The 14205-nt window shown below is 69.2% G+C and carries 11 protein-coding genes; all 11 read left to right on the forward strand.

Annotated features, from left to right (window positions below):
- Positions 1 to 64: 64 nt before the first annotated feature.
- Positions 65 to 1756 (forward strand): UDP-N-acetylmuramoyl-L-alanyl-D-glutamate--2,6-diaminopimelate ligase, encoded by a 1692-nt coding sequence (locus ON40_RS10645; protein WP_040821135.1) that lies wholly within the window; start codon positions 65 to 67, stop codon positions 1754 to 1756.
- A complete protein-coding gene (locus ON40_RS10650; RefSeq protein ID WP_040821137.1) occupies positions 1753 to 3309 on the forward strand; it encodes a UDP-N-acetylmuramoyl-tripeptide--D-alanyl-D-alanine ligase in 1557 nt (518 codons plus the stop codon). The genes ON40_RS10645 and ON40_RS10650 overlap by 4 nt, the downstream gene beginning before the upstream one ends.
- The gene (gene mraY, locus ON40_RS10655) at positions 3306 to 4382 is read left to right on the forward strand and encodes a phospho-N-acetylmuramoyl-pentapeptide-transferase (RefSeq protein ID WP_040821139.1); all 1077 of its coding nucleotides are present in this window, start codon (positions 3306 to 3308) and stop codon (positions 4380 to 4382) included. The genes ON40_RS10650 and mraY overlap by 4 nt, the downstream gene beginning before the upstream one ends.
- Positions 4383 to 4431: 49 nt before the next feature.
- Positions 4432 to 5880 carry a UDP-N-acetylmuramoyl-L-alanine--D-glutamate ligase gene (gene murD / locus ON40_RS10660; protein WP_040821142.1) on the forward strand — a complete coding sequence of 483 codons (1449 nt, stop codon included), beginning with the start codon at positions 4432 to 4434 and terminating at the stop codon, positions 5878 to 5880.
- A 64-nt stretch (positions 5881 to 5944) separates the two neighbouring features.
- Positions 5945 to 7363 (forward strand): putative lipid II flippase FtsW, encoded by a 1419-nt coding sequence (ftsW, locus tag ON40_RS10665; RefSeq protein WP_040821449.1) that lies wholly within the window; start codon positions 5945 to 5947, stop codon positions 7361 to 7363.
- Positions 7360 to 8523 carry an undecaprenyldiphospho-muramoylpentapeptide beta-N-acetylglucosaminyltransferase gene (gene murG, locus ON40_RS10670; protein ID WP_281033020.1) on the forward strand — a complete coding sequence of 388 codons (1164 nt, stop codon included), beginning with the start codon at positions 7360 to 7362 and terminating at the stop codon, positions 8521 to 8523. Before ftsW ends, murG begins: the two co-directional genes overlap by 4 nt.
- Positions 8520 to 10025 carry a UDP-N-acetylmuramate--L-alanine ligase gene (gene murC / locus ON40_RS10675; RefSeq protein WP_174435026.1) on the forward strand — a complete coding sequence of 502 codons (1506 nt, stop codon included), beginning with the start codon at positions 8520 to 8522 and terminating at the stop codon, positions 10023 to 10025. Before murG ends, murC begins: the two co-directional genes overlap by 4 nt.
- Positions 10026 to 10030: 5 nt before the next feature.
- Entirely contained in the window at positions 10031 to 10705 is a 675-nt protein-coding gene (locus tag ON40_RS10680; RefSeq protein WP_083895572.1) for a cell division protein FtsQ/DivIB, read from the forward strand.
- Between the two features lie 364 nt (positions 10706 to 11069).
- A complete protein-coding gene (gene ftsZ / locus ON40_RS10685; RefSeq protein ID WP_040821144.1) occupies positions 11070 to 12302 on the forward strand; it encodes a cell division protein FtsZ in 1233 nt (410 codons plus the stop codon).
- A 246-nt stretch (positions 12303 to 12548) separates the two neighbouring features.
- On the forward strand, positions 12549 to 13253 hold the full coding sequence (gene pgeF, locus ON40_RS10690) for a peptidoglycan editing factor PgeF (RefSeq protein WP_245567747.1): 705 nt from the start codon (positions 12549 to 12551) through the stop codon (positions 13251 to 13253).
- Between the two features lie 134 nt (positions 13254 to 13387).
- Positions 13388 to 14140 (forward strand): YggS family pyridoxal phosphate-dependent enzyme, encoded by a 753-nt coding sequence (locus ON40_RS10695; protein WP_040821148.1) that lies wholly within the window; start codon positions 13388 to 13390, stop codon positions 14138 to 14140.
- The last annotated feature ends 65 nt before the right edge of the window (positions 14141 to 14205 follow it).

Consider the following 14205-nt stretch of genomic DNA (forward strand, 5'->3'; position numbering starts at 1 on the left):
CGATCCGAAACCCGTCCACGGCGGATTTGCCGAGCAGAGCCGCATTGTGACTGAGAGGAGCCTCGTGCCCGTGCAGCCCAGCCCGCAGGTGCTGCGTCCGGCGGTCCCACCGTCGACGGAGCTGCAGACGGTCGTCGAGCTCACGGACGCGCGCCTTTCCGGCGTCGGCGCCGATGAGCTCGCCGGGGTCGTGATCACCGGTATCGAGCAACGCTCGAACGCGGTGCAGCCGGGTGATCTGTTCGCCGGACTCGCCGGTGCGCATGCGCACGGCGCCCGGTTCGCCGCCGACGCCGTGGAACGCGGTGCGGTCGCGGTGCTCACCGACGCCGCCGGCGCCGAATCGATCGGCGCACTCTCGGTGCCCGTACTGGTGCACGAGAATCCGCGTTCGGTGCTGGGCGAGCTGTCCGCGTCGATCTACGGCAACCCGTCGCAGCGGTTGCAGGTGCTGGGCATCACCGGCACCTCGGGCAAGACCACCACGTCCTATCTGGTCGAGGCGGGCCTGGCCGCGGCCGGACTGCGCACCGCGCTGATCGGCACCATCGAGACCCGAATCGGCGGGCAGCGGGTGCCCAGTGCGCTCACCACGCCCGAAGCCCCGCAGTTGCACGCGATGTTCGCGCTGATGGTCGAGCAGGGCGTGCAGGCGGTGGTGATGGAGGTGTCCAGCCACGCGCTCGCCCTGGGTCGGGTGGACGGTGTGCGATTCGCCGTGGGCGCGTTCACGAATCTGTCCCAGGACCATCTGGACTTCCACGCCGATTTCGAGGACTACTACGCCGCCAAGCGCAAACTGTTCGTCCCGGATGCGGTGTCGGCGGATGCCTCCGCCTCGTCGTTCGGGTCGGTGGCCGCGCAGACCTGCGTGATCTGTGTGGACGACGCCTGGGGTCGGCGTCTGGCCCGCGAGGTGGGCGGGCGCGCCCCGGTGGTGAGGGTGTCGACCGGCTCCGGTCCCGCCGGTGATGGCGCCGAACCGGATTGGACCGCGGTGGCCGCGAGCACGCTGGACGGTGGGGAACAGCAGTTCACCGCCGTGGGTCCGGGCGGTCGGTCCGACGATGCGCGTCCGGTCGCCGAGTCGGCCGAGGTTGTGGAAGTCGGTGTGCGGCTGCGTCTTCCGGGCCGCTACAACATCGCCAACGGCCTGCTCGCGATCGCGGTGTGCGCGGCGGCGGGCGTGGACGCCCGGGTCGCCGGGCGAGCGCTGGCCGAGGTCGACGTGCCGGGCCGGATGCAGCGGGTGGATTGCGGGCAGGATTTCCTGGCCGTGGTCGACTACGCGCACAAACCGGCCGCGGTCGAATCGGTCATCGCGACACTGCGCGAATATCTGAAGGGTTCGAGCGGTCGGCTGGCCGTGGTGGTCGGTGCGGGCGGCGACCGTGACCCGGGCAAGCGCCCGCTGATGGGCGCGACCGCCGCACGCGGTGCGGAACTGGTGATCATCACCGACGACAATCCACGCAGTGAGGATCCCGCGACGATCCGCGCGGCGATCGGCGCCGGGGCGTTCGGTATGGCCGAGACCGAACGCGGTGAGGTCACCGAGATCGGTGACCGGGCGGCGGCCATCACCGCGGCGGTGGACTGGGCACGGTCCGGCGATGTGGTGCTGGTGGCCGGTAAGGGGCATGAGACAGGGCAGGAGATTGCGGGTGTGAAGTATCCGTTCGATGACCGCGAGGTGCTGGCGGAGGCCCTCTGCCGGCGATCGGCGCCCGATGACAAGGACCTGACGGTTTCATGATCGAGATGACCCTGCGGGAGATCGCGGAGATCGTCGGCGGCACGCTGCACGATGTTCCCGATCCCGCGGTGACGGTGACCGGTGCGGTCGAATTCGATTCGCGCCGAATCAATTCCGGAGATCTGTTCCTGGCGTTGCCGGGTGCGCGGGTCGACGGGCACGACTATGCGGCCGGTGCGGTGGCCGCCGGTGCGGTCGCGGTGCTGGCGGCGCGGCCGGTCGGCGTGCCCGCCGTGGTGGTCAGTCCGGCCGGGCAGCAGGCCGACGGCGGTTCGGCGTACGTGCTGGCGCACGATACGGACGGCTCGGCGGCCGCGGTCCTCACGGCACTGGCCAAACTGGCCCGCGCGAGCGTGGATCGCCTGGCCGCGAGCGGTGAGCTGACCGTCGTCGGCGTCACCGGTTCCTCCGGCAAGACCTCGACCAAGGATCTGCTGGCCAAGGTCCTGGCCCCGCTCGGGACGGTGGTCGCGCCGCCGGAGTCGTTCAACAACGAACTCGGTTTCCCGTGGACGGCGTTGCGCGCCGATGCCGGTACTCGTTTCCTGGTGCTGGAACTGTCCGCGCGCGGGCCCGGACATATCAAGGCGCTCACCGAGATCGCGCCACCATCGATCGCGGTGGTGCTCAACGTCGGCACCGCGCATCTGGGCGAATTCGGCAGTCGCGAGGCGATCGCGCAGGCCAAGGGTGAGTTGGTGGAGGCGCTGGCCCCGTCGGGGGTGGCGGTGCTCAATGCCGACGACCCGAATGTCGCGGCCATGGCCACGCGCACCGTGGGGCGGGTGGTGACCGCCGGGCAGTCCCAGAGCGCGGATGTGCGTGCGCTGGACGTCCAGCTCGACGAGTCCGCGCGCGCCCGGTTCACGTTGCGCGCCAACGGTTCCGAAGTGCCGGTGCATCTGTCGGTGCACGGCGAGCATCAGGTGGCCAACGCGCTGTCCGCGGCCGCGGTCGCCCTCGAATGCGGTGCGGACCTCGAGACGGTCGCGCGGTCGCTGTCGAGTGCGCGGGCGGCTTCCAAGCATCGGATGGATGTGCGCACCCGCCCGGACGGCGTCACGATCGTCAACGATTCGTACAACGCCAACCCGGATTCGGTGCGCGCCGCGCTCAAGGCGTTGGTGACCATGGCCCGTGCCGGTGCGCACGGCGGTCCCGGCGGGAAGCGGCGCAGCTGGGCGGTGCTCGGCGAAATGGCCGAGCTGGGTGCGGATTCGGTGGTCGAACACGATCGCATCGGCCGTCTGGCGGTCCGGCTGGACGTGGACCGGCTCATCGTGGTCGGCACCGGACGGCCCTCGCACGCATTGCATCAGGGGGCGGTCATGGAGGGCTCCTGGGGTGAGGAGTCGATCCTGGTCCCCGATATCGCCGCCGCACTCGAGGTGCTCGACGAGGAGCTCGCGGCCGACGACGTGGTGCTGGTCAAAGCATCCAACTCCGTCGGATTGTGGGCGGTGGCAGAGCATCTCGCGCCGGGCATCGCAGCGCCCGGCGCCGGTACGGAGGGCTCGGAAGTGCCTCCTGTGGACACGGAAGCGGGCCGATGAGGCAGATTCTTTTCGCGGCGGCGATCGCACTGGCGGTGTCGATCCTGTTGACGCCGTTGCTGATCCGGATGTTCGCCAAACGCGGCTTCGGTCAGGAGATCCGGATCGACGGACCGGCCAGCCATCAGGCCAAGCGTGGTACTCCGACGATGGGCGGCGTCGCGATCCTGGCCGGACTGTGGGCCGGATACTGGGGTTCGCACCTGATCGGCATCGGCTATCGCGCCGAGGGGCCGACGGTGTCGGGCCTGCTGGTACTGGCGCTGACCACCGCACTGGGCGGGGTCGGATTCATCGATGACTTCATCAAACTGCGCAAGGGCCGCAACCTCGGTCTCACCGCGGCGGGCAAATACATCGGACAGCTTTCCGCGGCAGTGGTGTTCGGCGTGCTCGCGCTGCAGTTCCCGGGGGCGAACAAGCAGACACCGGCGAGCCGGCACCTGTCCTACGTCCGCGACATCACCACCGTCTCGATGGGGGTGATCATCTTCCTGGCCTTCGTCTGTCTGGTGGTGGTCGCCTGGTCGAACGCGGTGAACCTCACCGACGGCCTGGACGGTCTGGCCGCGGGCTCGATGAGCCTGGTGCTGGGCGCATACGTGATCATCACCTTCTGGCAGTACCGCAACGCGTGCTCGGTGCACGCCGAGGCGGGCTGCTACAACGTGCGCGACCCGCTGGACCTGGCACTGATCTGCGCCGCGGGTGCGGCCGCGTGCATCGGGTTCCTGTGGTGGAACGCGGCTCCCGCGAAGATCTTCATGGGTGACACCGGCTCGCTGGCACTCGGCGGATTGATCGCCGGGCTGTCGCTGCTGTCGCGTACCGAACTGCTGATGATCGTGATCGGCGCGCTGTTCGTCGCCGAGACCACGTCGGTCGTCCTGCAGGTCGCGGTCTATCGCACGACTCGCAACCGACTGTTCAAGATGGCGCCGTTCCACCACCACTTCGAACTCAGCAAATGGGCCGAGACTACGGTGATCATTCGGTTCTGGTTACTCGCGGGCATAGCGTCGGCGATCGGACTTGGCTTGTTCTACAGCGAATACCTCTCTCAGGTCGGGTAAAGCAGCAATGGTCGAACACACTCCGCGGGCCCTGCGATCGCCGGGCCCCATGCTCGAATTCTTGCGTGGCCGTGATGTTCTCGTGGCCGGTTGGGGAATATCGGGTCGCTCACTGATCGATCCGCTGCGCGATATCGGCGCGACCCCGGTGGTCACCGACGCCGGTGCGAAGGCGATGGCCGAGGCGGCCGAACTGGGCCTGGACACCGCCACCGGGGAGAGTCTGCTCGAGCCCGGCGGGCTGGACCGGTTCGCGCTGGTGATCACCAGTCCGGGCTGGCGGCCGGATTCGCCGGTCCTGGCCACCGCGGTCGCCGAGGGCGTACCGGTCTGGGGTGATGTCGAATTCGCCTGGTGGGTCGATCAGGCGCGGCTGTACGGGCCGGTGCGCAAATGGTTGGTGATCACCGGAACCAACGGCAAGACCACCACCACCCAGATGACGCACGCGATCCTGCGCGCGGCCGGAATCGCCAGCGTCGCCTGCGGCAATATCGGCCTGCCCATTCTGGACGCGCTGCGGCGCACCCCGGGACCGCAGGTGCTGGCGGTGGAGCTGTCCTCCTTCCAGCTGCACTGGGCGCCCTCGGTGCGTCCGGAGGCGGGCGTGGTGCTGAACGTGGCCGAGGATCACCTGGATTGGCACGGCGGCCTGGACGCGTACGCGGCGGCGAAGTCGCGGGCGCTGATGGGCCGGGTCGGCGTCGTCGGCCTGGACGATCCGGTCGCCGCGGCGCTCGCGCGCAAGTCCCGGGCCCGGCGCACGGTCGGTTTCCGCGTCGGCGTCCCGGCCGACGGTGAACTCGGCGTCGTGGACGGCAAACTGCTCGATCGCGCGTTCACCAAGGCGGCCATCCTGGCCGAGGTGCGCGATATCAGCCCGCCCGGTCCGGCGGGGGTGGCCGATGCGCTGGCCGCGGCCGCGCTGACCCGATCCATCGACGTCGCACCGCAATTCGTCAAGGAGGGCCTGCAGGAGCACAAGGTGGGTCCGCATCGCGCGGCCTCGGTGCGCGAGCTGTCGGGCGTGGAGTTCGTCGACGATTCCAAGGCCACCAATCCGCATGCGGCCAGATCCTCGATCCAGGCGCACGCCCAGGTCGTCTGGATCGCCGGTGGACTGCTCAAGGGCGCGCACGTGGACGATCTGGTCGAGGAGGTGGCCGAACGGCTCGTCGCGGTGGTGCTGCTGGGCAAGGATGCCCCGGTCATCGCCGCGGCATTGGCGCGACACGCCCCCGATGTCCCGGTCGTCGAGCTCGGTTCGGGCGACGATGCTGGGATGGGTGCGGAACTCACGTCCGAGATAGATGGGGCGGACGCGGTCATGGCGCGGGCCGTGCGCATCGCCGCCGGATACGCCACCAACGGTGACACGGTGCTGCTCGCCCCGGCGGCGGCGTCGCTGGACATGTTCGCCGACTACACCCACCGGGGACGCAGTTTCGTCGCCGCGGTGCAGGCGCTGGACGAAGGAGATATCGGGAGCCCTTCGTGAGCAGATGTGACGCGGTGGTGATCCGTGCGGCGGGCCCCGGGCGCGCCGCGCTGTGGGAGGCCCGGTGACCAAGGCGCGCAAGGGTTCGGGTACGTGGTTCGGTGCCTGGCTGGCGCGTCCGCTCGCCTCGTTCCACCTGGTCGTCACGATCGCCACGCTGCTCACCGTGCTCGGCTTGGTGATGGTGCTCTCGGCGTCGAGCGTGGAATCGTACGCCGACGACGGATCGGCCTATTCGCTGTTCATCCAGCAGCTGATGTTCGCCGTCCTGGGTGCGGTGCTGTTCTATCTCGCGCTGCGAATTCCCTTCCGCACCCTGCGCCGTCTGTCCTTCCCGATGTTCGCGGTGTCGGTGCTGGCGCTGGTGCTGGTGCTGATTCCGGGCATCGGCTCGCAGGCGCAGGGTTCGCGGCGCTGGTTCGACATCGGGTTCGTCCACGTGCAGCCCTCGGAGATCGTCAAGGTCACCCTGATCATCTGGGGTGCGCATCTGCTGGCCACCCGTCGCGCGGAGAATGCCGGGTACAAAGAGATTCTGATGCCGCTGGTTCCGGCGGGCCTGCTGTGCTGTCTGTTGATCGTGCTGGAGCCGAACCTGTCGACCACGATCGCGGTGGGCATCATCCTGGTGGCGCTGCTGTGGTTCGGCGGGTTGCCGGTCCGGCTGTTCGTCGCGATCGGCGCGTCCGGTGTGGTGGCGGCGCTGGTGCTGGCGATGACGGCCGGGTACCGCTCGGATCGCATGCGCGCGTTCTTCAATCCCGGTGACGATCCGCAGGGTATCGGCTATCAGGCGCGTCAGGCGATGTTCTCCCTCGCCGACGGCGGGATCTGGGGTCGCGGGCTCGGGCAGAGCCGGGCCAAGTGGAGTTATCTGCCCAACGCGCACAACGACTTCATCTTCGCCATCATCGGCGAGGAACTCGGATTTCTCGGCTGCGCGCTGGTGCTGGGCCTGTTCGCGCTGTTCGTCTACACCGGTCTGCGGATCGCGAGCCGGTCTGCGGATCCGTTCCTGCGGCTGCTGGTCGCCACCGCGACGACCTGGATCACCGGTCAGGCGCTGATCAACATCGGCTATGTGGTGGGCCTGCTGCCGGTGACCGGTCTGCAGCTGCCGCTGGTCTCGGCGGGCGGTTCCTCGCTGGCGATCACCCTGCTGATGTTCGGCATCATCGCGAGTGCAGCGCGGCACGAGCCCGAGGCGGTCGCGGCCCTGCACGCCGGACAGGACGGCCGGTTCAGCCGGTTGCTGCGGCTGCCGAAGCCGGAGATGTACCCGCCCTCGCGCAACGCGGCCTCGCGCACGCGCGGCGGATCCCGGACCCCGCCGCCGCGGCGCGAATTGCCACCGGCCCGCCGACGGGTAGATTCGGATTCTGCCCGGCGCGAACGCCGCGGCACCGCATCGCTGCGGACCACGCGGGCCTGGGAGCCCAGCTATCGGACGACACATGCGAGAGAACGGGGTAAGTCCAGGTGACCAGTAGCGACGGCGTCGGGCCCGATATCGGGGGACGGGCGCTTTCGGTGATCGTCGCGGGCGGTGGCACCGCCGGTCATATCGAACCGGCCATGGCGGTCGCGGACGCGTTGCGCCGCCTCGATCCGAACATCCGGATCACCGCTCTGGGCACCCAGCGCGGACTCGAGACGACCCTGGTGCCCGAACGCGGCTATCCGCTCGAGTTGATTCCGCCGGTTCCGTTGCCGCGCAAGCCGACCGCGGATCTGCTGCGACTGCCGGGCCGGGTGCGGACCGCGATCGCGCGCAGCCGGGCGGTGATCGATGCGGCCGAGGCCGATGTGATCGTCGGATTCGGCGGATATGTGGCGCTGCCCGCCTATCTGGCGGCCGGGCGCGGGTTGCGCGGTCGCCGGTCGGTGCCGGTGGTGGTGCACGAGGCGAATGTGAAGGCGGGTATCGCGAACAAGGTCGGCGCGCGCCGGGCCGCGCGCGTGCTGGCCGCGGTGGCGAATTCGGGTGTGCGGGCCTCGGGGCGCGCGGATGCGGAGATCGTCGGGATTCCGGTGCGCGAGTCGATCGCGACGATGGACCGGGCGGGTCTGCGCGCGCAGGCTCGGGAGCATTTCGGCTTGCCCGCCGACGGGCCGGTGCTGCTGGTGTTCGGCGGTTCGCAGGGCGCGCGCACGCTCAACGAGGCGGTCTCGGCCGCCGCGCCGCAGTTGCTGGCCGCGGGAATCTCGGTGCTGCACGCGCACGGTCCGAAGAACACCCTGCAGATCGCGGAGCAGTCGGCTCCCGACGACAAGGCGAAATATGTTGCGGTGCCGTACGTCTCGCGGATGGATCTGGCGTATGCGGCTGCCGACGCGGCGGTGTGCCGGTCGGGCGCGATGACCGTCGCCGAGGTGTCGGCGGTCGGGTTGCCCGCGTTCTACGTGCCCCTGCCGCACGGTAACGGTGAGCAGGAGCTCAACGCGCGTCCGATCGTGGCGCAGGGCGGCGGCCGGATCGTCGCCGACGCGGAGTTGACCGCGAAATATGTGTTGGATGAGGTGATTCCGCTGCTCACCGACCCGGTGCGGCTGTCGCAGATGTCCGCGGCCGCCGCGGGAGCCGGGCATCGGGACGCCGCAGACGCGGTGGCGCGGATCGTGGTGGAGGTGGCCGGGCGATGACCGACGAGCAGGACACGACCGTGGTGGCGGCCGAGCTACCGCCGTTACTGCAGCGGGTGCACATGGTCGGTATCGGCGGAGCCGGGATGTCCGGGATCGCCCGGATCCTGCTCGCCCGCGGCGGATCGGTCTCCGGCTCCGACGCGAAGGAGAGCCGCGGTGTGCTCGCCCTGCGGGCCCGGGGTGCGCAGGTCCGCATCGGCCACGACGCCGGTGCGCTGGATCTGCTGCCCGGCGGGCCCAGCGCGGTGGTCACCACCTACGCGGCCATCCCGAAGACCAATCCCGAACTGGTCGAGGCGAAGCGGCGCGGGGTGCCGGTGCTGCTGCGCCCGGCCGTACTCGCCGAACTCATGCACGGCCATCACACGCTGCTGGTGTCCGGGACGCACGGCAAGACCTCCACGACCTCGATGCTCGTGGTGTCGTTGCAGCACTGCGGATTCGATCCGTCCTTCGCCGTGGGCGGCGAGCTGAACGAGGCGGGCACCAACGCCCATCACGGCACCGGCGGCTATTTCGTGGCCGAGGCGGACGAGTCGGACGGCTCACTGCTGCAATACGATCCGGACGTCGCGGTGGTCACCAACATCGAATCGGACCACCTGGATTTCTTCGGTACCGACGAGGCGTACGTCCAGGTCTTCGACGACTTCGTGGATCGGCTCACCCCGGGCGGACTGCTGGTGGTGTGCCTGGACGATCCGGGTTCGCGAGCGCTGGCCGAGCGGGTCGTGGCCCGTTCCGACGAACTCGATATCCGCGTACTGGGTTACGGCTCCGGCGATCTGGCCGACGCTCCGGTTCCGGTCGGGGTGCGGCTGCTGTCCTGGGAGCCGCGCGATGTGGGCGGGGTGGCCACCTTCCGGCTGGCCGACGAGTCCGCACCGCGCACGCTGCGGCTGTCGGTGCCCGGACGGCACATGGCGCTCAACGCGCTGGCCGCCCTGTTGGCCGCGCGGGACGCCGGCGCCGATCTCGGCGAGGTGCTGCAGGGACTCGAGGGTTTCGGCGGGGTGCATCGGCGATTCCAGTTCGTCGGCCGGGAGAACGGCGTGCGGGTGTTCGACGACTACGCGCACCATCCGACCGAGGTTCGCGCGGTACTGGGCGCGGCGTCCGAACTGGTCCGGCAGGAGGCCGCCGACGGCGCGCGTTCGCGACAGGGCCGGGTGATCGTGGTGTTCCAGCCCCATTTGTACAGCCGCACTGCGACATTCGCGACCGAGTTCGGCGCGGCCCTGGATGTCGCGGACGAGGTCGTCGTGCTGGACGTGTTCGGCGCTCGGGAGAAGCCGCTGCCGGGCGTCAACGGCGCCCTGGTGGCCCAGTCGGTCTCCAAACCCGTGCACTACCAACCGGATATGTCGCGGGTGGGCCGTCAGGCGGCCGGACTGGCGCGGCCGGGTGATGTGGTGATCACGATGGGCGCGGGCGATGTGACGATGCTCGGCGGGCAGATCCTCGACGGATTGCGGGTGCGCCCGCCCACCGGACGATGATCACGATGCGTCTGCGACCGCCGTCCCGCCGAATGGCCCTGTGGGCCTTGGCCGTTGCCGGGGTCGTGGTCGTACTGGCCGTGGTGGCGTGGTTCACGCCGCTGCTGGCGGTGCGGACCGTCACGATCGACGGGCTGGAGACGGTGCCGGAGAAACAGGTGCGTGACGCGTTGCAGGTGCCCGAGGGGGTTTCGATCCTGCGCCTGAACACCGATGAGATCGCGCATCGGGCGGCGGCGATCCCGAAGGTGCATTCGGTGCGGGTGCGGCGGGTGTTCCCCGCGACGGTCCGGGTGACGGTCGAGGAGCGCACCGCGGTGCTGTACTTCGATTCTCCGCAGGGGCCGCATCTGCTGGACGCGGACGGCGTCGAATTCGCCATCGAGCCACCGCCTCCCGGCGTGCCGAAGCTGACCACGAGTCGGCCGGGCGATAGCGACCCGGTCACTCGTGCGGCGGTGACAGTGCTCACTGCGGCATCGCAGGGGTTGCGGGGTCAAGTGGGTGAGGTTGTGGCGCGGTCGGTTTCGGATATCGAGCTGAAACTGCGAGATGGGCGCACCGTGCTGTGGGGCGGTGCGGCCGACTCCGCGCGCAAGGCGGAGGTGGTCGTGCCGGTGCTGACTCGGCCCGGACAGGTATACGACGTTTCGACTCCGGATCTGGTCACGGTAAGGTGAGTGATACCCGTTGTGCCGTTGGTGTTTTCGGTGCGTGTCGCGATGCGCGCCGATTCGCCGGGGCCGCCGGTGACGATTCCCCCTGCCTGGAGCGGCTGTTCGCGATACGATGCGGGGCGGGCTCGGACGAGACGGATCGCACAAGATTCTGGTTCTCGCGTCGGCGCGCCTGCGCGCGGATTGCGGCGGGTACGAATAGCGTTCCGCAGCAGTCGGATACTTGACATAACGCCAACCCTATGGTTGAGGTTGAGGGTTTGCTCGGGCGGGAGCCCGGGTTAGCCGGATCGAAACCATCCGCGGCTCGGCGCTCTGCCGGGAATCCACAAACGACAGGCTTTAGATCGAAGGAAGGCGAGAGCCCATGACGCCCCCGCACAACTACCTTGCAGTGATCAAGGTCGTCGGTATCGGCGGCGGCGGCGTGAACGCCGTCAACCGAATGATCGAACAGGGACTCAAGGGAGTCGAGTTCATCGCCGTCAATACCGACGCGCAGGCGCTGCTGATGAGTGATGCGGACGTCAAGCTCGACGTCGGGCGTGAGCTCACCCGCGGCCTCGGCGCCGGTGCAGACCCGGAGGTGGGCCGCAAGGCCGCCGAGGATCACAAGGACGAGATCGAAGAGGTGCTCAAGGGTGCCGACATGGTCTTCGTCACCGCCGGTGAGGGCGGCGGCACCGGAACCGGCGGCGCGCCGGTGGTGGCCAGCATCGCCCGCAAACTCGGCGCCCTGACCATCGGTGTGGTGACGCGCCCGTTCTCCTTCGAGGGCAAGCGGCGCAGCAACCAGGCCGAGGCCGGAATACAGGCGTTGCGCGAGTCCTGCGACACGCTGATCGTCATCCCGAACGACCGGCTGCTGCAGCTGGGCGACGCGGCGGTCAGTCTGATGGACGCCTTCCGCTCCGCGGATGAGGTGCTGCTCAACGGTGTTCAGGGCATCACCGATCTGATCACCACCCCGGGTCTGATCAACGTCGACTTCGCCGACGTCAAGAGCGTGATGTCCGGGGCCGGATCGGCCCTGATGGGCATCGGCTCCTCACGCGGTGAGGGCCGTTCGGTGAAGGCGGCCGAAGCGGCGATCAACTCGCCGCTGCTGGAGGCGTCGATGGACGGCGCGCACGGCGTGCTGCTCTCGATCGCGGGCGGGTCCGATCTGGGCCTGTTCGAGATCAACGAGGCCGCCTCGCTGGTGCAGGAGGCCGCGCACATCGAGGCGAACATCATCTTCGGTACGGTCATCGACGATTCGCTCGGCGACGAGGTGCGCGTCACGGTGATCGCGGCCGGATTCGACAGCGGCGCACCGACCCGTCGGCTGGACGCGCCGGTCACCCGCTCCACGATCGGTTCGGCGCGTGCCGGAGAGGTCGGCCAAACGCACTCCCGCGGCACCGATTTCCCGAGCCGTACCGCGGACCCGGCACCTCCTCCCGCGACTCCGGCCCCTGTCTCCCGCGGCCCCGCCCCGTCCTATGAACCCCGCCCGGCCGTCGAACCCACCGTCGCGCACAACTCCCGCAGTCACATCCAGCCGCCCGACGAGGACACCGACGACGACGTCGACGTGCCCTCGTTCATGCGCCGGTAGGTAGTGTTTCCCTGAAAAGCGCCCGCTCCCGAAAAGGGAGCGGGCGCTCCCGTGTCCGCCCCTCTCGGAGGAGGGCTACTAATCTCGGGTGTATGCCAACGCAACAACTGATCTCGGGTGCATATGGGTAACTCGTCGGGAACGCCCAGAATCCAACCGGTTTCCCGAACCGTCGGCCCGACGCATGAGTCTTCGGGCACCTTGCGGCACGCTGAAGTCGCGGAGAGGCGGGGGAGGACTCGGCGGGTGACCACGACCCGTGCCGGTGGGTTCTCCCGCGCGCCGTACGACTCGTTCAACCTGGGTGATCATGTCGGTGATGATCCGGAGGCGGTGCGGCGCAATCGGGTTCGGCTGGCGGAGGGGATCGGGCTGGCGCCGGAGCGGCTGGTCTGGATGGAACAGGTGCACAGTCGCACCGTGACGATCGTGGACGGGCCGCGGGCGGAGCCGGTGCCGGTGACCGATGCGCTGGTGACCACCGTCCCGGAACTCGCACTGGTGGTGCTGACCGCGGACTGTGTGCCGATCCTGCTGTCCGATGACGAGGCCGGAGTGATCGCCGCGGTCCACGCCGGCCGGGTCGGCGCGCGGATCGGGATCGTGCCGCGGGTGCTGGAGGCGATGATCTCGGTCGGCGCGCAATCCGAACGCATCGGCGCGTTCCTCGGCCCCGCGGCGAGCGGCGCACGGTACGAGGTGCCCGCCGCGATGCGCGCGGACGTCGAGGCCCATCTGCCCGGTAGCGCCACCACCACCGCGCAGGGCACTCCGGGCCTGGATCTGCGCGCCGGAGTTCGCCGTCAGCTCGAGGCGGCGGGGGTCGGTGCGGTCGCGGTCGATCCGCGTTGCACGATCGAGGACGCCACGCTGTTCAGTCATCGTCGTGGTGCGCCGACCGGTCGCATCGCCGGGGTCATCTGGCGCGAGCCCGCGGATTCTCCGGCCTGATCCGGCGGTCGCTCGGGTACGTCGCAGGGTGTACCCGAGGGCGCAGTGCGGGCTGATGCGGACACGGTGTCCGGAAATTGACGGGACACGCCCGAACGGATCGTGATAGGAATCGCATTCGAGGGAGAGGAATCATGATCGGCGAATTCGATAGGGCCACTACGGAATCCGGCACGCGGACAGGCGAGCTGTCGACCGCGCTTGCCGGGTTGCTCGGACGTATCGATGCGGCCTGCCGCGCGGCCGGGCGTGATCCGGCGCAGGTGCGATTGTTGCCGGTCACGAAGTTCTTTCCGGCCTCGGACGTGGCGATTCTGCACGGGCTGGGGCGGCGTGAATTCGGCGAATCCCGCGAGCAGGAGGCGACCGCGAAGGCGGCCGAACTGGCCGATCTGCCCGGTGTCGAATGGCACATGATCGGCCGTCTGCAACGCAACAAGGCCAAAGCCGTTGCCCGATGGGCCCATACGGTCCATTCGGTGGACAGCGCCCGGCTGGCAACGGCTCTTGACGCGGGTGTGCGGGCCGCCCGGGAGGCGGATGTTCGCCGGGGTCCGCTGCGGGTTCTGCTCCAGGTCGGCCTCGATCGCGATCCGGGCCGCGGTGGCATCGCCCCGGACGATTTGCCCGCACTCGCCGATCATGTTGCGGGCCTGGAGAATCTGCAGCTCGCGGGCCTGATGGCGATTCCGCCGCTGGATTCGGATCCGGATGCCGAGTTCGCTCGGCTGGCCGAGATGCGGACCCGATTTCTAGCGCAACACCCCACGGGGACCGAGCTGTCCGCAGGCATGTCGGGAGACCTCGAGGCGGCGATTCGACACGGGTCCACCTGTGTGCGTGTCGGTACTGCCTTGATGGGCGCTCGACCGATAACCTCGGGATAGCAAACAAACCTCATCAGTCACATTCGAAACATATGCTTGAGACTGCGAGGATTGAGCAAGACTTC

Source organism: Nocardia jiangxiensis NBRC 101359 (genome assembly GCF_000308615.1).
Classification (GTDB): Bacteria; Actinomycetota; Actinomycetes; order Mycobacteriales; family Mycobacteriaceae; genus Nocardia; species Nocardia jiangxiensis.